The sequence below is a fragment of the Streptomyces sp. SDr-06 genome (assembly GCF_003324565.1).
Taxonomy (GTDB): domain Bacteria; phylum Actinomycetota; class Actinomycetes; order Streptomycetales; family Streptomycetaceae; genus Streptomyces.
The window spans coordinates 142,326-161,799 of sequence record NZ_QOLA01000003.1 but is presented as its reverse complement, the minus strand read 5'-3'; the positions used below and the strand labels follow the sequence as shown (position 1 = coordinate 161,799).

19 protein-coding genes are annotated in these 19,474 nt (G+C 70.7%); 2 read left to right on the top strand and 17 right to left on the bottom strand.

All coding sequences use genetic code 11. The features are described 5' to 3' along the window. Positions 1 to 3 precede the first annotated feature (3 nt). The 7 genes from DT019_RS09145 to DT019_RS09115 all read right to left on the bottom strand — a co-directional run bounded on the left by DT019_RS09145 (position 4) and on the right by DT019_RS09115 (position 7,065). Complete coding sequence (locus DT019_RS09145) at positions 4 to 777, bottom strand: alpha/beta fold hydrolase (protein ID WP_114036524.1); 774 nt, start codon at positions 775 to 777, stop codon at positions 4 to 6. A 116-nt stretch (positions 778 to 893) separates the two neighbouring features. Beyond that, on the bottom strand, positions 894 to 1,496 hold the full coding sequence (locus DT019_RS09140; RefSeq protein ID WP_114036204.1) for a hypothetical protein: 603 nt from the start codon (positions 1,494 to 1,496) through the stop codon (positions 894 to 896). Between the two features lie 97 nt (positions 1,497 to 1,593). Continuing rightward, the gene (locus tag DT019_RS09135; protein WP_114036203.1) at positions 1,594 to 2,088 is read right to left on the bottom strand and encodes a hypothetical protein; all 495 of its coding nucleotides are present in this window, start codon (positions 2,086 to 2,088) and stop codon (positions 1,594 to 1,596) included. Next, entirely contained in the window at positions 2,085 to 3,551 is a 1,467-nt protein-coding gene (locus DT019_RS09130) for a sensor histidine kinase (protein WP_114036202.1), read from the bottom strand. The genes DT019_RS09135 and DT019_RS09130 overlap by 4 nt, the downstream gene beginning before the upstream one ends. Continuing rightward, a complete protein-coding gene (locus DT019_RS09125; RefSeq protein ID WP_114036201.1) occupies positions 3,548 to 4,240 on the bottom strand; it encodes a response regulator transcription factor in 693 nt (230 codons plus the stop codon). Before DT019_RS09125 ends, DT019_RS09130 begins: the two co-directional genes overlap by 4 nt. 33 nt (positions 4,241 to 4,273) lie before the next feature. After that, positions 4,274 to 5,914, bottom strand: coding sequence for a murein biosynthesis integral membrane protein MurJ (gene murJ, locus DT019_RS09120; RefSeq protein ID WP_223279365.1), 1,641 nt, complete (start codon positions 5,912 to 5,914; stop codon positions 4,274 to 4,276). After that, a complete protein-coding gene (locus DT019_RS09115) occupies positions 5,911 to 7,065 on the bottom strand; it encodes a lipid II:glycine glycyltransferase FemX (protein ID WP_114036523.1) in 1,155 nt (384 codons plus the stop codon). The genes murJ and DT019_RS09115 overlap by 4 nt, the downstream gene beginning before the upstream one ends. Before the next feature lie 202 nt (positions 7,066 to 7,267). Here DT019_RS09115 and DT019_RS09110 point away from each other — a divergent pair, with 202 nt between their 5' ends. Further along, positions 7,268 to 8,512 carry an Ig-like domain-containing protein gene (locus DT019_RS09110; RefSeq protein ID WP_114036199.1) on the top strand — a complete coding sequence of 415 codons (1,245 nt, stop codon included), beginning with the start codon at positions 7,268 to 7,270 and terminating at the stop codon, positions 8,510 to 8,512. Positions 8,513 to 8,621: 109 nt separating this feature from the next. Next, entirely contained in the window at positions 8,622 to 10,229 is a 1,608-nt protein-coding gene (locus DT019_RS09105; protein WP_114036198.1) for an alpha/beta fold hydrolase, read from the top strand. A gap of 55 nt (positions 10,230 to 10,284) precedes the next feature. Here DT019_RS09105 and DT019_RS09100 read toward each other — a convergent pair whose 3' ends face one another. From DT019_RS09100 to DT019_RS09055, 10 genes are all read right to left on the bottom strand, one after another. Then, entirely contained in the window at positions 10,285 to 11,169 is an 885-nt protein-coding gene (locus DT019_RS09100; RefSeq protein ID WP_114036197.1) for an amino acid ABC transporter permease, read from the bottom strand. Next, positions 11,166 to 11,810 carry an amino acid ABC transporter permease gene (locus tag DT019_RS09095; protein ID WP_114036196.1) on the bottom strand — a complete coding sequence of 215 codons (645 nt, stop codon included), beginning with the start codon at positions 11,808 to 11,810 and terminating at the stop codon, positions 11,166 to 11,168. Before DT019_RS09095 ends, DT019_RS09100 begins: the two co-directional genes overlap by 4 nt. Before the next feature lie 7 nt (positions 11,811 to 11,817). After that, positions 11,818 to 12,723 (bottom strand): glutamate ABC transporter substrate-binding protein, encoded by a 906-nt coding sequence (locus DT019_RS09090; protein WP_114036522.1) that lies wholly within the window; start codon positions 12,721 to 12,723, stop codon positions 11,818 to 11,820. A gap of 18 nt (positions 12,724 to 12,741) precedes the next feature. Continuing rightward, complete coding sequence (locus tag DT019_RS09085) at positions 12,742 to 13,485, bottom strand: amino acid ABC transporter ATP-binding protein (protein WP_114036195.1); 744 nt, start codon at positions 13,483 to 13,485, stop codon at positions 12,742 to 12,744. Positions 13,486 to 13,633: 148 nt separating this feature from the next. Beyond that, entirely contained in the window at positions 13,634 to 14,068 is a 435-nt protein-coding gene (locus DT019_RS09080) for a DUF6278 family protein (protein WP_114036194.1), read from the bottom strand. A gap of 83 nt (positions 14,069 to 14,151) precedes the next feature. Next, positions 14,152 to 14,931 carry an exodeoxyribonuclease III gene (locus DT019_RS09075; RefSeq protein WP_114036193.1) on the bottom strand — a complete coding sequence of 260 codons (780 nt, stop codon included), beginning with the start codon at positions 14,929 to 14,931 and terminating at the stop codon, positions 14,152 to 14,154. A 30-nt stretch (positions 14,932 to 14,961) separates the two neighbouring features. Further along, positions 14,962 to 15,600 carry an MBL fold metallo-hydrolase gene (locus DT019_RS09070; RefSeq protein ID WP_114036192.1) on the bottom strand — a complete coding sequence of 213 codons (639 nt, stop codon included), beginning with the start codon at positions 15,598 to 15,600 and terminating at the stop codon, positions 14,962 to 14,964. 44 nt (positions 15,601 to 15,644) lie between these two features. Continuing rightward, positions 15,645 to 16,949 carry an alpha/beta fold hydrolase gene (locus tag DT019_RS09065; protein ID WP_189389351.1) on the bottom strand — a complete coding sequence of 435 codons (1,305 nt, stop codon included), beginning with the start codon at positions 16,947 to 16,949 and terminating at the stop codon, positions 15,645 to 15,647. Between the two features lie 102 nt (positions 16,950 to 17,051). Further along, entirely contained in the window at positions 17,052 to 18,347 is a 1,296-nt protein-coding gene (locus DT019_RS09060) for a DUF6177 family protein (protein WP_114036190.1), read from the bottom strand. Positions 18,348 to 18,823: 476 nt separating this feature from the next. Continuing rightward, complete coding sequence (locus DT019_RS09055) at positions 18,824 to 19,474, bottom strand: hypothetical protein (protein WP_189389348.1); 651 nt, start codon at positions 19,472 to 19,474, stop codon at positions 18,824 to 18,826.

The window sequence follows — 19,474 nt, the reverse complement described above, 5'->3', positions numbered from 1 at the left end:
CGGTCAGACATGATCCGCCCGCAGGAAGTCCTCGACGGTGCGGATCAGGTCGAGCGGCGCCTCGTCCATGGCGTGGTGCCCGGCATGGGGCAGTTCCACGAGCTGTCCCGCCGGATACCAGCGCAGCCAGGTGGCGCGCAGGAACGTGGCGTTGAGGGCCGGGTCGAGCGCGCCGGTCACCGCGAGGGCGGGCACCGGCGAGCCCTCGGTCTCCTCGTGGAAGTCCTCGCCCGACCACGAGTCGAGCCAGGCGCGGAACGCCTTGGGGTCGCTGCGCTCCACCGAGCGCCGGGTCATCCGGTCCAGCCAGGCGTCGGGGCGCTCGCCCCCGGTGGTGAGGTCGATGATGGCCCGGCGCCGGGCGGGGTGCTCGGCGGCCTCGGTGAACAGTTCGCGGGTCGCCTCGTCCATCGGCATCCCGCTCGCCGGGACCGGCGAGATGCCGACCATGCGCCGCACCCGGTCGGGGGCGGCGGCCAGGACGCGCTGCACGACCGCGCCGCCCATCGAGTGCCCGATCAGCGAGAAGCGGTGCCAGCCGAGCCGGTCGGCGAGCGCCAGGACGTCCTCGGCGCCCTCGCTGGTGGTGTAGGCGCCGGGTGCGTCCCTGGCCTCGCCGTAGCCGCGCAGGTCGACGAAGGCGTAGGTGAAGGCGGCGGCGTCGAGATCGGGCAGGACGGCCGCGTAGTCGCCGCGGTCGGCGAGCCAGCCGTGCACGGCGACGACCCGGTGGGCGCCGTCGCCGTGCAGCGTATGGGGCAGCGTGAAGGGGGCCATGGGCACTCCGGTTCCGGGGCAGCGGTCGTCGGCGTACGGACTCGCGGTGGTGCTGTCGGCGTGCGAGACGTACGCGTACACGGTGGCGCTCGCCCTGCCACGAGGCAAGAAGCCGGTCAGAACTCCCAGGGACTGTCGGCCGGTTCCACCGTGCGGTTCTCGACGGCGACCTCGTCGGGCGCGAACGCGGCCACCACGCCGAGCAGTTCGGCCGCGTCGAAGTCGAAGACCTGCTCCTCGAAGCAGAGCCCGTGCGCGTGCTCGGCGCGGCCGAGCGCGGGCGCCAGGCGCCGGTACATCGACCGCGGGCGGCTGATGTAGGGAAGCGCGGGCGAGCGCAGGTCCACGACGAGGAAGCGGCGCACCCGGGTCCCGGTCCGCACCGCGAGGGCGGTCACGGCGGTGACGTCGTCCCAGTCGATGCGACCCGCGAGCCAGGTCGGCAGCCGCACGGTGAGGGCGTCGGCGTCCACGTCGATCCGCAGCGGGCGCACCAGATAGCCCGCGAAGGTGGCCGCGGCGACCAGGACGGCGACGCCCGAGACGGCCATCACCGGGCCCGCGAAGCCGCCGTTCGGCCCGTCGAAGACGGAGGCGGCGGCGACGCACCAGAGCACGGCCACCGCGATCGCGGCGAGCGGGACCCAGATCAGAGTGCGCCGCAGCCGCAGGACGACCGGGCGGGCCGCCGGCTGCGCTGGGCTGGCTGAATTCTCCACACGCAGAGCTTGGCCCGTCGCCGGGCCGCGCGCCAGAGTGTTACCCATGGGTTTACTGAATTGAAGTCAACAGTCCCGTGGACGCACCGACGCCTCCTCAGAGCGGGCAGCCCAGCGGGCTCAGCGAGCTCGGGCCGCCGGAGCCGGTGATCGTCACCCTCAGCCGCGCGCCCCGCGAAACCGCCTGGAGGACGGTGCAGGCGATCTGCCGCTGGGCGGTGGGGGTGAGCCCTGTGACGTCCTGGCCGAGCGCGACCGTCACCCCGCCCTCGGACACGCCCAGCTTCAACGCGCCCTTGGCCGGGGGCAGTTCGGTGCGGAGCCCGGCCGCCTGCTCGTCCTGGTCCGGGCCCGCGAAGAGCAGCGGCAGCGGCGGCCGGTGGCCGCCGGGGCGGACCACGGGCATCAGCCCGTCGGGGCCCGTGAAGTAGAGCACGGTGGAGCCGTCGTCGGGCGGAAACGCCTGCACGCTCGCGGGCCCGCCCACCGCGATGACATCGGTGGACTGGATGCCGCAGCCCGCGGCGAGCAGACCGGCCGACAGCAGGGCGAGCGCGGCCAGCGCACGGGGCCCGGTCGTCCTCGGTCTCATCGCGCCGCCTCCGCGGACGCCGGCGCGAGGAGACCGGTGGGCAGCTCGACCGTGAAGACGGCTCCGCCGTCCGGCGCGTTCGCCGCGCTCACGGTGCCGCCGTGCAGCCGGACGTTCTCCAGGGTGATCGCGAGGCCGAGGCCGCTGCCCGCCGAACGGGTACGGGCCGCGTCCGCCTTGAAGAAGCGGTCGAAGATGTGCGGCAGCACCGCCGCGTCGATGCCAGGACCGCGGTCGGCGACCTCCACGACCAGGGGCCCCTGCCCCGCGCCCGGGCGCAGCCGCACGGTCACCGGCTCCGCACCGTGCCGCAGCGCGTTGCCGACGAGGTTGGCCACCACGATGTCGAAGCGCCGGGGATCGATCATCGCCCGTACGCCGTCGGGGAGTTCGGTGATCACACGGTCCTCCCAGCGCCGCCGCTGGAGGGTCTTGCGGATGGTCTCGGCGACGTCGACCTCGTCGGTGTTGAGCTCGGCGGCCTTGGCGTCGAAGCGGGAGATCTCCATCAGGTCCTCGACGAGTGTGGCGAGCTTGCCGGTCTCGGCGGAGATGAGGCGCACGGCGCGCGCGGTGTCCGGGTCGAGCCCGTCGGCGTCCTCGTCGAGCACCTCGGTCACCGCGAGCATGCCGGCCAGCGGGGTGCGCAGCTCGTGCGAGACGTCGGCGGCGAAGCGCCGGGCGCGCGCCTCGGCCTTCTGCAACTCCTCGACGGAGCGCTCCAGTTCCTCGGCCGACTCGTTGAACGTCCAGGCCAGGTCGGCCAGTTCGTCCGAGCCCTTGACCTCGATCCGGGTGTCGAGCCTGCCCTTGCCCATGCTGCTCGCGGCCCGGCGCAGGTCGCGCACCGGCCGCAGCACGCTGCGCGCGGCGAGCAGGGCGGGCACCACGGCGACGGCGAGGGCGGGCAGCGCGCCGTTCTTGGCCGCCGAGACCATGGCCTGGATGGTGACGCCCTCGGGCCGGAGATCCATCACGGCGTACAGGTAGACCCCGGTGCGCTGCTGGACGCCGCTCCGCTCGAACATCACCGGCATGCCGATGGTCAGGTACGGGGTGCCGTCCTGCACGACCCGCTGGAACGAGCCGTGCGCGTTGGCGTGGGTCTGCCGGCGCAGGTCGTCGGTGATCACGGTGGAGGTGGGCCGCATGGTGGAGGACGCGCGCAGGCTGCCGTACTCGGCGAACACGTACCAGGGGCGCGGCTTGCCCGCCCGGGCCAGTGACTGGCAGACGTTCTTCATCGCCGCGGTGGAGGTGGGCAGCGCGAAGTACTGCTGGGCGATCTGTTCGCGGAACTGGTCGACGGCCTGGTCCTGGGCCTGCTGGAGGATGGCCGAGCGCGCCGACTGGTAGGTGAGGGCCGCCGTGGTGACCGCGCTGACCGCGGCCACCAGGAGGAACGCGGCGATCAGCCGGCCCCGCAACCCCAGGCGCGGGGTGCGGCGGGCCGGGAACCTCACAGCGGCCCGAACCGGTAGCCGAAGCCGCGTACGGTCTGGATGTAGCGGGGGGCTCCGTCAGGGCCCGAGGTGTCGCCGAGCTTCTGCCGCAGCCGCCGTACACAGGCGTCCACCAGGCGGGCGTCGCCGTGGTAGCTGTGCTCCCACACCGATTCGAGGAGTTGCTGGCGGCTGAAGACCTGCTCGGGCGAGGCCGCGAGGTGGAGCAGGAGCTTCAGTTCGGAGGGGGCCAGCGCGAGCCGTTCGCCGTTCTTGGCGGCGGTGAGCCCGGCCCGGTCGAGGGCGAGCTCGCCGTGGAACTCGGGGCCGGGACGGACCGCGGCCGGGTCGGCGAGGCGGCGCAGTACCGCCCGGATGCGGGCCTCGATGACCTCGGTGCGGGCGGGTTTGACGATGTAGTCGTCGGCGCCCGCCTCCAGGCCGACCACCACGTCGAAGTCGTCGCCGCGCGCGGTGAGCATGATGATCGGCAGCTGGCTGGTCTCGCGTATCCGGCGGCAGACCTGGACGCCGTTCATGCCGGGCAGCATCAGGTCGAGCAGCACCAGCTCGGGCTGGAAGGCCTTCAGCGAGGCGAGTCCGGCCTCGCCGGTCCCGGCCGCCCGCACCTCGTGGCCGCGTCGCCGCAGCCCGAGCTCGACCCCTTCGCGCACCGAGGGGTCGTCTTCTATGAGGAGCACGCGTGGCATGGCGTCAGTATCCCAACCGTCTCTTTTGTCCCGTCACCGGGCTCGGTGGCGGCCGCCGCGGCGCACCTTGCCGAGCACGGTGTTGATGTCGTCGAGGCCGAGCGGCCGGGCGAGCAGGGCGAGGGCCACGACGAGCGTGACGGCTCCGGCGCCGGCCGCCGCGACGCTGCCGAGCGGGTCGGCCGCGCGGGCCGCCGCGAAGCCGAGCGCCGCCGCGGGCAGGCAGCCCAGGAGCAGCCGCAGCTGCGCGCGCAGCGCGCGCGAGCGGAACAGCGGGCCGCCGCCGAGCCTGCGGTTGAGGGTGTACGCGGTGACGGCGAGACCGGCGAAGAGCGCCACGGTGTAGGCCCCGGCGATCCCGGTCACCGCCCAGCGCGCGGGCAGCACCAGGTAAGCGACCACGGTGAGGCCCGCGTTCGCCCCGGCGATGACGAGGTTGAGCAGGAACGGGGTGCGGGTGTCGCCGAGCGCGTAGAAGCCGCGGGACAGGACGTACTGTCCGGAGAGCGCGATCAGGCCCGGCGCGAACGCCATGAGCATGCCCGCCATCACCGTGATGTCGCCCGCGCCCGTCCTGCCGTACTCGTAGACCGAGCCGAGGATCCAGGGCGCGAGCGCGAACAGCGCGCAGGCGGCGGGGACGATCACCGCCGCGCAGGTCCGCAGCCCGTACGAGAGGTCCGCGCGCACCCCCGCGAGGTCGCCGTCGGCCGAGGCCCGGCTCATCCGCGGCATCAGGGCGGTGACCAGGGAGACGGTGACGATGCCGTGCGGCACCATCCACAGCACGTACGCGTTGGTGTACGCCGTGTATCCCGCTCCCCCGCCGACGCCCTCGGCCGCGGCCCGGGCCCCGGCGGTGGTGGAGAGCCGGGTGACCACCCAGTAGGCGAGCTGGTTGGAGACGACGAGCAGCACCGCCCAGCCCGCCGACCTGAGCGGGCGGCCGAGTCCGCTGCCGCGCCAGTCGAACCGGGGCCGCCAGCGGAATCCGGCCGAGCGCAGCGACGGGACCAGGGCGAGGGCCTGCACGGCGATGCCCGCGGTCGTGCCCCAGCCGAGCAGCCGGGCATCGCCCGCGCCGAGCGTGCCGCCGCCGCTCGCGGCCAGCGCGAGGTAGAGCCCGAACACCCCGATGACGACGAGGTTGTTGAGCACGGGGGTCCACATCATGGCCCCGAACCGGCCGCGCGCGTTGAGGACTTGGCCGAACAGCGTGAACAGCCCGTAGAAGAGGATCTGCGGCAGGCAGTAGCGGGCGAGGGCGATGGTCAGGTCGGCCTGGGCGCCGCTGTAGTCGGTGTACGCGCCGACGATCCAGGGCGCGGCGAACACCGCGAGCGCGGTGACGGCCACCAGCGCGGTGGCGCAGGCGGTCATGAGCCGGTCGGTGTAGGCCGCGCCGCCGTCGGCGTGCTCCTTGGCGGCGCGCACCAGCTCGGGCACGAAGACCGCGTTGAGGGTGCCGCCGATGAGCAGCATGTAGAGGATGTTGGGGACGTTGTTGGCGACGGCGTAGCCGTCACCGAGCAGCCCGACGCCGAGCGCGGCCGCGATGACGGCGGAGCGCACGAAGCCGGTGGCGCGCGAGACGATCGAGCCCGCCGCCATCAGCGCGCTGCTGCGCAGCAGGCCGGACCCCTTGTCCACGGTCCGCGGGGCGGTCGCGGTCACCGGCGCGCCAGGTACGCCTGGAAGGCGCGGTACAGCGCGTTGTTGGTGGTCCCGCCCATGGATGTCTCCCACTCCCCCAGCGTCTCGACGACCTGGCCGCCCGTGCCGAGTTTCCAGCGCAGCAGGCCGAAGGGCCGGTCCTGCGGATCGAGAGTGGAGGGTACCCCGCGCATGTCGTACACCTCGGCGCCCAGCGCCCGGGCGTCCTGGATCATCTGCCACTGCAGCGCGTTGCTGGGCCGGACCTCGCGGCGGTGGTCGGCGGAGGCGCCGGTCTGGTACCAGACCCGCCGCCCGACGGTGATCATGGTGTGCGCGGCGAGCACCTCGCCCTGGTGGACGGCGAGGCAGAGCCGCATCCGGCCGGGCTGTTCGGCGTTGAGCGCGGCGTACTGGCGCTCGTAGTACGCGAGCGAGCGGCCGAGCCGGAACCCGTCGCGCTCCTCGGTGATCCTGAGCAGCCGGTAGAACTCGGGGAGGTCCGCGGCGCCGCCGACCACGATGCGCACGCCCGCCTTGCGGGCGGTGCGCACGTTGCGCCGCCACTCCTGGTTGAAGCCCGCCCACAGCTCGGCGTCGGTGCGGCCGGCCAGCGGCAGCCGGAAGACGTGGCGCGGCTGGGCGTCGCCGTCGTCGTCCCCGCCGCACCGCTTCCAGCCGCGGGTGCGCAGGCGTTCGGCGACGGCGGAGCCGAGCGGGTCGACCTCGGTGGCCAGGATGTCGCCGATTCTGCGGCCCGGACCGGTGGCAGCCTTCAGGCGGGCGGCGTCCCAGCGCCGGTAGGCGGGGGCGGGCCCGATCCGTACGGCGAAGGCGCCGGCCCGGCGCAGATGGCGCAGCAGGGGATCCAGCCAGCGGTCCATTTCGGGGTCGGACCAGTCGGCCACCGGGCCTTCCGGCAGATAGGCGAAGTATTTCCGGGTGCCAGGGAATTGGCGGTAGAGGATCTGCGCGACCCCGGCCAATTCACCGTTGTCAAGGGACCATCCGACCCTTTCCGAGACCCATTGGTCCTTCACCTCGGACCACGACGGACATTGCAGAAAGCTGACGTCGGCGCGGCCCGCGAGAAAGGCGCGGTACTCGGCGGTGCTCAGGCCGCGGACCCCGGCGTCCTGGTCGCGGTCCCCGGTCACCAGCAGTGCGGACACGTCTGTGGCCTCCCAAGTGCGCCCCGCCGTCGGCCCGTCGGGGATGCACAGGATGCTCACAGCGCTCCATGACCGGTCCGCGCGAGGCATGTGACCGGACGATGACCGTTCCTCTGCGGTCTTTGTCACACAGCGAATTCCGAGTTTGCCGCCGCTTTTCGCAACCTAAAGTCCCGCTGGTGACTCTCACCCAGGGAAAAGCATGTGCTACGGAGGTTTCCAGTTGAGCCGCATACGCCGCCACACCCTGCCCCGCCGACAGGTCCGCCTCGCCGCGATCGCCGGCACGGCAGTCCTCGCCGCCGCTCTGACCGCCTGCGGGGGCGGCGATTCCTCGTCCGGCGGCGCGAAGTCCGACCTCAAGGCCGGCAAGAAGACCGAGATATCGGTGAACCTGACGGGACAACAGGCGAAGGCGGGCGGGCCCGTGACCGTGACGCTCGCCGAAGGCAAGCTCCAGAGCGTCACGGTCACCGCAGCCAAGGACGGCGGCAGGCTCGACGGAAAGATATCCGCCGACGGCCGGACCTGGACCTCCGACCGCGTCGCCGCGCCCGGCACCTCGTACGCGATCGAGGCCAAGGACGACAAGGGCGGCAGCGCGAAGGCCGACTTCGCCACGGCGGCGCCCGAGAAGGTCAACAAGGTGAGCATGGTGCCGGGCAAGGACTCGACCGTCGGCGTCGGCCAGCCGATCTCGATCGTGTTCGACCACCCGGTGAAGAACAAGGCCGAGGTGGAGAAGCACCTGAAGGTGACGACCTCCAACAACACCGAGGGGTCCTGGGGGTGGATGGAGGACTACTCGGGCAACGCCCGGGTGGACTGGCGGCCCAAGGACTACTGGAAGTCCGGCACCCAGGTGACCCTGGAGGCCGACCTCAACGGGGTGGACTCGGGCGCCTCGGGCGGCTGGTTCGTGAAGGACTACAAGACCAACTTCACCATCGGCAAGAACCAACTCGTCAAGGTCGACCTCGACGGCCACCGCCTCAAGCTCTACCGCGACGGCCAGTTGGTGAAGGACATCGCGATGTCGGCGGGCACCCCGGGTGGCGACAAGGCGTCGTGGCGCGGCAAGACCGTCCTGATGGCCAAGGAGGGGACGATCAACATGAACTCGGAGACCGTCGGCCTCGGCAGCTCCTACAACAAGATGGTCGACTACTCGATGCGGCTCACCTGGTCGGGGATGTACGCGCACGCCGCGCCGTGGAACGCCGGCTACTTCGGCTCGGCCAACAAGAGCTCCGGCTGCATCGGCATGAGCGACGCGGACGCCAAGTTCGTGTACGACTCGGTGCAGGTCGGCGACCCGTTCGAGATCACCGGCGACGACGCCAAGGGCACCCAGGCGCTCAACAACGGCTACGGCGAGTGGAATCTGACGTACGACGCCTGGAAGGCCAAGAGCGCGCTGGCGGGCGGCGGCGTCACCGCCAACTGACGCCGCGTCCAACAATCGTTACCCTCGCGTAACTTACCGGCCAGTTACCCCGGGTAAGTCCTCGCGGTTACCGTCGGGTCACTTTGCACCGGCGAGCGAGGAGCGATGCATGACCCCCCACCACCTGTCCGGCCGGCCGTCCAGGACCACGGCCGCGGCTCTTGTGGCCGCGGCCCTGTTCGCGGGCGCGGCCCTCGGCCTCGCGCCCGCGGCCGGGGCCGCCCCGGCGAGAGCCGCGGCCATCGCCTCGTCGAGCAGCGGCCCGACGTTCCACGACATCCCGGGCTCCGGCGGGATCACCCTCAAGGGCAATGTGTTCACGCCCGCCGGAGCCAAGGCGGGCGACCGCTACCCGCTGATCGTCTTCCCCACCAGCTGGGGCATGCCGCAGATCGAGTACCTCGTGCAGGCCCAGAAGCTCGCGGACGCGGGCTACACCGTGGTCAGTTACACCTCGCGGGGCTTCTGGCTCTCGGGCCGCGAGATCGAGGTCGCGGGCCCGCCGGACATCGCCGATGTCTCCTCGGTCATCGACTGGGCGCTGGCCCACACACCCGCCGACCCGGCCAGGATCGGCATGGGCGGCGTCTCGTACGGCGCGGGCATCAGCCTCCTCGCGGCCGGACACGACAAGCGGATCAGGGCAGTTGTGGCGATGAGCGGCTGGGCCGACCTCATCCGGTCCATCTACAGCGGCCGCACCCAGCACCTCCAGGCCGCGGCCGTGCTCGGGGCCGCGGGGCAGATCACCGGCCGCCCCAGCGCCGAACTGAGCCGGATCCTCAAGGAGTTCCTCGGCTCGGACCTGGCCAAGGAACAGGACATGATCGACTGGGGTTGGAAGCGCTCCCCGGCGGCGTATCTGGACCGGATCAACCAGAACGGCGCCGCCGTCATGCTCGGCAACGCCTGGGGCGACAGCCTCTTCCCGCCCAACCAGTACGCCGACTTCTTCACCGGGCTGACCGGCCCCAAGCGCCTCGAACTCCGCCCGGGCGATCACGCGACGGCCGAGGCGACCGGCCTGCTCGGCCTGCCCAACGACGTGTGGACGGACGCCCACCGCTGGTTCGACCACTACCTCAAGGGCGCCGACAACGGCATCGACCGGGAGCAGCCCGTCCAGCTCACCTCACGGACGGACGGCTCCTACGAGGGCTATCCCACCTGGCAGGCGGTCGGCGCGGCCAAGGAGACCCTGCCGCTGTCCGGCACGAGGAAGATCTGGGCGAACGTCGACTCGGGCGCGGACGGCGGAGTCATCTTCCTGTCCAGCGTCCTGGACCAGTTCGCGAAGCTGCCGCCCATGGCGTCGATCCCGCTGCTGCCGCGCTCCTTCGCCGCGGTGTGGCAGTCGGGTACGTACGGCGAGGACCGCGCGATCCGCGGTACCGCGAAGCTGCACACCACCCTCACCTCAACCAAGGAGAGCGGCACCCTCGTCGCATACCTCTACGACGTGGGCCCGCTCGGCCTCGGCAAGCTGGTCAGCAACGCCCCCTACACCTTCCACGGACAGACGCCCGGCCGGCCGTTCCCCGTCGACCTGGAGCTCTTCTCCACGTCGTACGACGTTCCGGCCGGCCATCATCTGGCACTGGTGGTGGACACCGTCGACCCGCTCTACATCGAGCACAACCCGCTCGGCGCGCAGCTGACCTTCTCCTCGCCCGCGTCGGACCCGTCGTGGCTGACGGTCCCTCTCCGCGAGAAGTGATCACCGGCTGCTGCCGGGTGGGTTCCTGCCCCTCAGCTACTGCTCCCCCAAGGACTCACGGTCCAGGGGGGACCCCCCTCGGCAGCAGGGTCCCTGGTTCGGCCGGTGCGACGTCCACGGCCTCCGTCTTGGGATTGCGCTTCTGTCTCCTGGCCATCCAGGTGGCGAACCAGGAGAGCAGCATGCACATCCCGATGTAGATCGGCGAGATCACCATCACCACGGGGATGAACGGCAAATCGTAGTCGAGATTCGACGCGATGAGCTTCCCCGCGTGCAGGAACTCCTCATAGGTGATCAGGTAGCCGAGCGAGGTGTCCTTCAGGGCGACCACCAGCTGGCTGATGATGGTCGGCAGCATCGCCCGGACACCCTGCGGGACCAGCACGAACGTCATGACCTGCGTCTTGCGCATGCCGAGCGAGAATGCCGCCTCCTTCTGGCCGCGTTCCACGGAGTTGACGCCGGTTCTGAAGACCTCGGCGAGCACCGAGCCGTTGTAGAGCGTGAGCCCGGCCACCAGGGCGGGCAGCGGCTGCACCTTCAGCGCCACGAAGATGAAGAAGATCATCACGAGGACCGGCATCGCGCGGAAGAACTCGACGAGCAGCGTGGCGATCCAGCGCAGCGGCCGGTGGTCGGAGAGCCGCCCGGTGGCGAGCACCGCGCCGAGCGCCAGCGAGAGCACCGAGGCGAACGCGAAGGCCCGCAGCGTGTTGCCGAGCCCCCGGAGCAGCAGCTCCTGGATGCCCTTGTACTCGAAGGGCATCCACTTCGCGGCGGTGAACTGATCGGTGTCGAACAGGAGATACACCACCCAGCCGACCAGGGCGAGGATCAGAAGCGTCGAGATGACGCCGTAGACCAGGTGCCGCTGCTGGGTGCGCGGCCCGGGGAAGTCGTAGAGAGCGGTGGAGTCCTTGGCCAGTGGCGCGGTCATCGGGCGACTCCCCAGCGCTTTTCGAGAAGGTTGAAGACGGCGCTGATGAAGAGCGTGATGATCAGGTAGCCGATGGCGATCCAGACGAAGGTCCAGATGATGTTGTAGCCGAGTTCGCTCAACGTCTTGTACGTGCCGAGGAGTTCGGTGACGCTGAACGCCCCGGCGATGGCGGAGTTCTTCGCGAGTGCGATCAGCGTGGAGCCGACCGGCGGGATCACCGACCGGAACGCCTGCGGGAGCACCACCGTGGACAGGGTCTGGCCGAACGTCATCCCGAGGCTTCTGGCCGCCTCGCCCTGGCCCTTGGGCACGGTGTTGATGCCGGAGCGCAGCGCCTCGCAGATGAACGAGGAGGTGTAGCAGCCGAGCGCGATCACGGCGAACAGCTGGAAGGGCAGCACCAGGCCGAAGCGCGGCAGCCCGAGCAGCACGGCGAAGAACAGCAGGGTCAGCGGGGTGTTGCGCAGCACGGTCACCCACACCGTGCCGAGCACCCGGAACGAGCCGACGGGCGAGACCCGGCAGGACGCCATGACGAAGCCGAGCACCAGCGCGAGGACCGAGGCGTACACGGTCAGTTCGACGGTGCCGAGGAAGCCCTTGCCGTACAGCGAGAAGTTCTTGGTGAGTACGTCCATTGCGGCCTCAGCTCGCCGGGTAGCGGTCGATGGGCGGGGCGGGGGCCGCGGGGCGCCCGGACAGGCCGAGCGTCGCGGCGTAGGCCTTCTTCCAGTCGCCGTTCTTCTCGTGGGTCTCGATGGCGTCGTCGAGCGCGAACCGCAGCGTGGTGTCGCTCCGGGGGACGCCGACGCCGTACGGCTCCTTCGAGAACGGCTTGCCGACGACCTTGAGTTCGTCGGGCACCTTGGCCGCGTAGCCGCTCAGGATGGTGTCGTCGGTGGTGACGGCGGCGACCTGGAAGGTGAGCAGGTTGTCCACGCACACGGAGTACGTGTCGTAGGCGACCATGTCGACCTTCGGGTAGTCCTTCTCCATCCGCTGGTACGGGGTCGATCCCGCGGCCGAGCAGACGCGCTTGCCGTCGAAGTCCTGCGGGGCGCCGACGCCGTTCTCGTCCTTGCGGACCAGCAGTCCCTGCCCGGCCAGGTAGTACGGGCCCGCGAAGCCGACCAGCTTCTTGCGCTTGTCGTTGATGGTGTACGTGCCGACGTAGTAGTCGATCTGGCCGTTCTGCAGCGCGGTCTCGCGGTTGGCCGAGGCGATCGTCTTGAACTCGATGGTCTGGGGGTCGAAGCCGAGGGAGGCGGACATCATCTTGGCGATCTCGATGTCGAAGCCGGTGTAGACGCCGGTGGCCGGGTCCTTCTCGCCCAGGTAGGGCTGGTCCTCCTTGGCGCCGACGACCAGGTGGCCGCGGCTCTTCGCCCGCCGCCACACCGGGGACCCGGGCAGGTTGATCTCCTTGGCCACCGTGTAGTGCGGCAGCAGTTCGGCCTTGGGGCCCTTGACCGGCGGGCTGCCCGACCTGCCGCAGCCGGCCACGGCCAGCGTGAGCAGCAGGGCGGCCAGCGCGCGTCGTTTGGCCATCATCGTTGCGTACACCCCCGCTCAGTGCTTGAGGATCTTGGAGAGGAAGTCCTTGGCCCGGTCGCTCTGCGGGTTGGTGAAGAAGTCGTCGGGGGTGCGGTCCTCGATGATGCGTCCGTCGGCCATGAACACGACGCGGTTGGCCGCGGAGCGGGCGAAGCCCATCTCGTGGGTGACGACGACCATGGTCATGCCGTCCCGGGCGAGCTGCTGCATGACCTCGAGCACCTCGTTGATCATCTCCGGGTCGAGCGCCGAGGTGGGCTCGTCGAAGAGCATGACCTTGGGGTCCATGGCCAGGGCGCGGGCGATGGCCACGCGCTGCTGCTGACCGCCGGAGAGCTGGGCGGGGAGCTTCTCCGCCTGGGCGGCGAGGCCGACCCGGTCGAGCAGTTCGCGCGAGCGCCGGTCGGCGTCCTCCTTCTTGCGGCCGCGGACCTTGCTCTGGGCCAGCGAGACATTGGCGAGGACGGACTTGTGGGCGAAGAGGTTGAACGACTGGAAGACCATGCCCACTTCGGCCCGGAGCTGAGCGAGGCCCTTGCCCTCCTCCGGGAGGGGTCTGCCGTCGATCGCGATGGAACCCGACTCGATCGTCTCCAGCCGGTTCATCGTCCGGCAGAGCGTCGACTTGCCCGAGCCGGACGGCCCGATGACCACCACCACCTCACCGCGCCCGACGGTGAGGTTGATGTCCTGGAGGACGTGCAGCTTTCCGTAGTACTTGTTGACGTCACGCAGCTCGATCAACGGATCGACGGCCATACGCTGTCCTGCCCACTCATCGCTGTGTCGAGGTCAGCGCAAACTATCCAGCCGGGTAGGGGACTTCATCTCGACACGCACGAATAGGGCATAAACCGTATTTTGACCATGGCGGTCAGGTGGGCGCCCCGGGCGGCGGGGCCGCCCGTCAGGCCTCCGAGGCCTCGGCGTACACCTGGAACAGCTCGGGGGCTCCGGTCGCGGCCCAGGTCAGGCCCGCGTCCACGACGTCGATCTCGCGGCCGGAGGCGAGCCGCACCACCGGCTGGCCGCTGGGCCACACGTCCCAGCTCGCGCCGGGGATCGTCCGCACGATGACGGTGCCCAGGTACAGACCGGCGTCATTGCCCAGCCAGGGCAGCTCCTCCGGGTCCTCGCGCCAGCGCGGGGGCAGCTGGTCGAGCGCCTGCAACGACGTCGGGGTGTCGTCGAGTTCGAGCTTGTTCTGCCAGGCCCGGGTCCGCAGCAGCTCGCACTCCGCGAGCATCTCCGCGACGCCCTCCGGGTCCTCCCTGACCGCCGCGTGGACCGCCACCCCGGGCGCCGTGGTGTGCCGCTTTCGCCAGCTCTGGAGGAAGTTCATACGATCCAGACTCCCATTCGAGGTTCGGTTGCACTACCAGGCACGCGGGGTGCCGACGCGACGCCGGGAACGGCGCCCGGCCCTCACACCTCCAGGTCCACCACGACCGGCGCGTGGTCGGAGGCACCCTTGCCCTTGCGCTCCTCGCGGTCGACATAGCTGTCCTTGACCGCCTTGGCGAACGGCTGGTTCCCGTAGACCAGGTCGATGCGCATGCCGCGGTTCTTCGGGAAGGCCAGCTGGCGGTAGTCCCAGTACGTGTAGGGACGGTCGTACTTGAGCGGACGCGGCACCACGTCGGACAGGCCCGCCTCGCGCAGGGCCGCGAGCGCGGCCCGCTCGGCGGGGGTGACATGAGTGAGGCCCGCGAAGACCGCCGGGTCGTAGACGTCCTCGTCGGTCGGGGCCACGTTGAAGTCGCCCAGCACCGCGAAGGGCCGGGGGCCCGCGGCGTCCTCGGCGACGGCGGTCTTGAGGGCCTCGAACCAGCGAAGCTTGTACGCGTAGTGGTCGTGCTCGACCTCGCGGCCGTTGGGCACGTACACCGACCAGAGGCGGACCCCGCCGCAGGTCGCCGAGATGGCGCGCGGCTCCTGCGCGCCCTCGTAGTCGGGGCCGTCGGGCAGGCCGAGCACGATGTCGTCGAGGCCGACCCGGGAGACCAGGGCCACCCCGTTCCACCGGCCGGTGGCGTTGACGGCCGACTCGTAGCCGAGCTCGCGCAGCTCGGCGGCGGGGAATCCCTCGACGGTGGTCTTGGTCTCCTGGATGCACAGCACGTCCGTGCCGGTGCTCTCCAGCCAGGCCAGCAGGCGGGGCAGCCGGGCGGTGATCGAGTTGACGTTCCAGGTGGCGATGCGCATGGCTCCCAACCTACCGCCCGGCTCTGACACTCACAGTTCCGTCGAGTCCCCCGGCGTCAGGCGGGCGTGGTCGGCGCCACCCAGGCCCCCGATCTGCGCGTCGTAGATGGGCCGGGCGAGGTCGGTGAGCAGGGCGTCGTGGATGTCGATGGCACGGCGCGGCTTGACCTCGCGCACATAGTCGATGACCTCGGAGATCTTGTTCCAGGGAGCCATCACCGGCAGCATCAGGGTGTCCACCGGGTGGTCGGGGACGGTGAGCGCGTCCCCGGGGTGGAAGACCGAACCGTCCACCAGGAAACCGATGTTGGTGATGCGCGGGATGTCGGGGTGGATCACCGCGTGCAGCTCGCCGTGCACCTGCACCTCGAACCCGGCCGCGCTGAAGGCATCGCCGTGCCCGACCGTGTGGACACGGCCGGGGAAGGCCGCCGAGATCTTCTCCGCGACGCTGCGCAGGGTCCAGATCTCCGCGGCCGGGTTGGCTTCGAGGCCGCTGCGCAGCCGCTCCTCGTTGAAGTGGTCGAGGTGCTCGTGGGTGACCAGGATCGCGTCCGCACCGAGCGCCGCGTCCTGCTCACTGAAGGTGCCCGGGTCGATGACGAGGGTGCGCCCGTCCTTCTCCAGCCGAACGCAGGCATGGGTCTTCTTGGTCAGTTTCAGGCTCATGCCCCCATCCTGCTCCCGACGCCCCGCCCGGGCACGCGATCAGGTCATTCCCGGAACGTCGTTTCCTCCCGGATGACCGCGCCCGCGACGCGGAACGCGGCGCTCGCCGCGGGAACCCCGCAGTACACGCCGGTCTGGAGCAGCACTTCCTTGATCTCGTCGGGGGTGAGTCCGGCGCGCAGCGCGGCCCGGGTGTGGGCCGCGAGGTCGTCGAGGTGGCCGCCCGAGGCGAGCGCGGTCAGCGCCACCACGGCCCGGGCCCGCCGGTCGAGCCCCTCCCTCGACCACACCTCGCCCCAGGCGTGCCGGGTGGTGAGTTCCTGGAAGTCGCCGCCGAAGCCGTCGGTGGCGGCCGTCTCCGCGTCCACCTGCGCATCGCCCAGCACCTCGCGCCGGATCTTCATGCCGAGCTCGTACGGGTCCGGGCCCGCGGACGGCTCGACGGCGACGGGGGCGGCCTCCTCGGCCACGGCCTCCGGCGCGAGCGGGGCCGTGGGCGGCGCCAGGGGCACGGGGGCGGCGGGCGGCACGGGCATCGCGGTGAGCCCCGTCGTCGCCTCGGGCGCGGCCTGCCAGGCCGTCGAGAAATGGCGTACGAGGAGATCGGTGACGGCGGCCGGCTGCTCGACCGGGGCCAGGTGGGAGGCGCCGGGCACCACGGCGAGGCCGGCGCCGGGTATCCCCGCGACCAGGGTGCGCGCCTCCCCGGGACCGGTCACCCGGTCCTCGGCGCCGACCAGGGCGAGCGTGGGGGCGGTGATGCGGCCGAGCTCGGCCCGGATGTCGAAGGCGGCGAGCGCCTCGCAGGCCGCTATGTAGCAGGCAGGGTCGGTGGTGCGGACCATCTGCACGGCCCACTCGACGATCGCGGGCTGCGCCGCGGCGTACGCGGGAGTGAACCAGCGCTCGGGCGCGGAGCGCGCCATCGGGTCCATGCCGTTGGCCCGGACGATCACCCCGCGCTGACGGAACTCGTCGGCCGTGCCGAACCGGGGCGAGGCGGCGACCAGCGCCAGCGAGGCGACCCGGTGCGGGTGGCGCAGCGCCAGATCGGCACCGATCGCCCCGCCGATGGAACAGCCGGCGTACCCGAACCGCTGGACGCCGAGCCCGTCGAGGGTGGCGATCAGCCGGTCGCCGAGCTCGGCGACGGAGTGGGCCGGCTGCGCGGGCGCCCCACCGTGCCCCGGCAGATCGAACCGCACCACCCGCCAGGCCCCGGCCAGCTCGGGTATCTGGCGGTCCCACATGTGCCATGTGGTACCCAGTGAGGGACCCATGACCAGGACAGGAGCGTCTTCTGGCCCGTCAACGCGGTATTGCAAGGTGTTCATCGCTGTCTCGCTCACCCGCCCGACCCTCTCATCTGTCACCCGCAGTCCTACCGCCAGGGTCAGGAAGACCGGGCGACGCGGGCATGGACGCCTTGTGGTCTGTCTCCACGATCAAGGTCATCTGCTCCGGTACCGATGACCCAGAGCGCCGGCGCTGCCCGGAGCTGATGGTGCCGTAACCGGCGCGGGTGAGTGTTCCGCGTGCGGCGCAGCCGTGAGGTCGCGGCGTGCCGGGCGGACGGTGACGAACAGCGTGGCCAGGTTGTGCCGTGCGGTGAGGTGTCGGGCCAGTTCGGAAAGGGCGGTGTCCGGGGGCACGGTGTCGTCGGAGCGGTAGCCGAGAACGAGGGTCGTGTGTTCTTCGATGCCCGCGGGGGTGTGGAGAACCCGCGTGGTGGCAATGGCCGGCTGCTCGCGTGCACCGAGGGTGATGAAGAACGTGGGGGCGCCCTTCTGGGCGCGGGTGCGGGCGAGGTCGGTCAACTCGCGCTTGGACCAGGGCAGGTGGACGGGTTCGGCGGTGCCCCAGCCGGTGGGCCGGGCACCGGTGAGGTGCTGCCAGGCGGCTTCGAGTGCACCGCCGAGGACGAGGTCGGCTGTCGCGGGGTGGACGGTCTGGAGGGAGAGGGCGAGCTGACGCTCGCCCTCGGGGGTGGCGGCGTCGGCGGGAGCGGTGAAGGTCTCGGCGACGACCGATGCGCCGTCTGGGCCGCGCTCCTCGGTGAAGGCACCATCGCTCCACTGAAGCCGGGCGCCTCTCAGTCCGTCGTAGTAGCCGGTCTCAGGGTGTTGGACGACCCAGCGATGCGGGCCGAACGCCAGGGCGGCGCGGACGGGGAGGGTGAGCCGGCTCATAGGCGGGGTGACCAGTTGCAGGGCCCGGCCCTGCGCGGTGGTCTCTGCGAGGGCGCTCGAGAGCCAGGTGGTCAGCGCGGTGACAGGGCGGTCCTGGACGACGACGGACGCCCGATCGGTTTGGATGTCCACCGCTGGCGGCTGATGGTCGGGGACCGGCCGGAGCGTGAGGGGCGAAGGAAGCGCCACGACGTCGGTATGGGCAGTGCCAGGGGGCCAGACGGCCCCGCCCAGGACGCTGGTGAGGCGTCCGGCGAAGGAGGCGGCGAGGCGCTCGGCTTCGGGGAGGGCGCCGGTGGCACGGACCTCCGTCCACCAGAACGGGCCCTCGGGAAGCGGGACTTGGGGGCCGAGGAGACGGTGGACTTCATCTGGGTGGTGGACCAGCTGCGGCGCCTCGACGGAAAGCAGCGGGGCCCCCTCGGGGGTGCGGAGCTGGAGAACCATGCCCTCCGCGAGCGTGTTGACGGTGAGGTCGGGGCCGCCCGCGTACAGGCCCGCGAGGAGGGTGGTCGGGTCGGGCATGGAGGGGGTGAGGGCGATGACGTCTTTGGTCACGGCTGGAGTTCTTCCGGTCGGTGGGCGTCGTCGCTCACATAGGGCTGGACAAGGTGGCTCCCGCTGTGGATGAGGGCACGACGGCCAGTTGCTTGGAGGAGGCTGGGGAAATGCCGTCCTCCGATGCGGTCGCCGGTCACGTATGCCCGCCGCCCTGATGTCCGTGGACAGAAGGCAGCCCGGGGGTATCGGTGGTCCGTGAGCAAACCGCTTGAATGCGCTTCATTCCCCCTGACCGATTTTGGAGGCCCTCCAGCGAAGCAGCCGTCCACGACGAACCCGGGCTATACCGCCACCCCGTGAATCTGCACGCGGCAACGCCAGTTCACACAGTCCCTCCTGCAGGGAAGGCCGCGCAACGCTTCGCCAAATCGCGCCGGACGGAGAGCTTTGGGGCTCCCAAGACCAGCTACCAACCGGCCTTGCGCCTGTCGGGAACGAATTGGCTACGGCTGTCTTTGCTGCCGACTCGAGCGTCAGAGCCTGTCAGTGACGTTGGGGCCGGAACCGTCTTCAAGTGCGTCGGGCGTTTCCATTCCGAGATTGCCCGAGATTCCGAAGTATGTTGCTTCTCCTGGCTCGGCGTTGACGCCGAGCATTGCGTTGAGGTCGGTGAGAGCTGCTGCCAGTCGTGGTGCATTCTGCTCCTGCACCTCGGGATGCGGACGCCCGGCAAAGTCGAACCAGCCCCAGATGTCGTGAAACACAGAAAGTTCGGCGGACAGTCCGATGGGTGTGGGAGAGACGGACAAGTCGACCAACTGCGGCTCGATATGCCGGTTACCCTGTGCGTCAATCCACGTCCCCGAACCTACCACGTGAATATCGTCGACCTCCGCGGTCGAAAATCCCTGGGGCCTGCTTTGGCGGATCCGCTCAGGAAGGGAGGGACTAGGACCACTCACCGGGTTGGTCAGCATCAGAGTTGTCGTGATACCGATGCCGCCCACGTCGAGGACATACCAGTCGTATGTCAGCTTGTGGGGTGTCAGGAGATCGTGCTTGCTGAGAATTTCCGTCATCTGCGCCGCAGTGGCCAGTGCGGGCTCCAAGCCTGGCCCGACGACTTCATCAAGGTCCCAAAACCAAGATCCGCATTCGCGGGGGGCACGCATCAAAGTCGACAT

Excerpts from the sequence above, each read along its gene's own strand:
- DT019_RS09110 (WP_114036199.1), top strand. The coding sequence starts at position 7,268 with ATGTGCTACGGAGGTTTCCAGTTGAGCCGCATACGCCGCCACACCCTG.
- DT019_RS09075 (WP_114036193.1), bottom strand. The coding sequence starts at position 14,931 with ATGCGCATCGCCACCTGGAACGTCAACTCGATCACCGCCCGGCTGCCC.
- DT019_RS09070 (WP_114036192.1), bottom strand. The coding sequence starts at position 15,600 with ATGAGCCTGAAACTGACCAAGAAGACCCATGCCTGCGTTCGGCTGGAG.
- DT019_RS09055 (WP_189389348.1), bottom strand. The coding sequence starts at position 19,474 with ATGTCGACTTTGATGCGTGCCCCCCGCGAATGCGGATCTTGGTTTTGG.
- DT019_RS09085 (WP_114036195.1), bottom strand. The coding sequence starts at position 13,485 with ATGGCCGTCGATCCGTTGATCGAGCTGCGTGACGTCAACAAGTACTAC.
- DT019_RS09100 (WP_114036197.1), bottom strand. The coding sequence starts at position 11,169 with ATGACCGCGCCACTGGCCAAGGACTCCACCGCTCTCTACGACTTCCCC.
- DT019_RS09095 (WP_114036196.1), bottom strand. The coding sequence starts at position 11,810 with ATGGACGTACTCACCAAGAACTTCTCGCTGTACGGCAAGGGCTTCCTC.
- DT019_RS09080 (WP_114036194.1), bottom strand. The coding sequence starts at position 14,068 with ATGAACTTCCTCCAGAGCTGGCGAAAGCGGCACACCACGGCGCCCGGG.
- DT019_RS09135 (WP_114036203.1), bottom strand. The coding sequence starts at position 2,088 with ATGAGACCGAGGACGACCGGGCCCCGTGCGCTGGCCGCGCTCGCCCTG.
- DT019_RS09090 (WP_114036522.1), bottom strand. The coding sequence starts at position 12,723 with ATGATGGCCAAACGACGCGCGCTGGCCGCCCTGCTGCTCACGCTGGCC.
- DT019_RS09105 (WP_114036198.1), top strand. The coding sequence starts at position 8,622 with ATGACCCCCCACCACCTGTCCGGCCGGCCGTCCAGGACCACGGCCGCG.
- DT019_RS09145 (WP_114036524.1), bottom strand. The coding sequence starts at position 777 with ATGGCCCCCTTCACGCTGCCCCATACGCTGCACGGCGACGGCGCCCAC.
- DT019_RS09125 (WP_114036201.1), bottom strand. The coding sequence starts at position 4,240 with ATGCCACGCGTGCTCCTCATAGAAGACGACCCCTCGGTGCGCGAAGGG.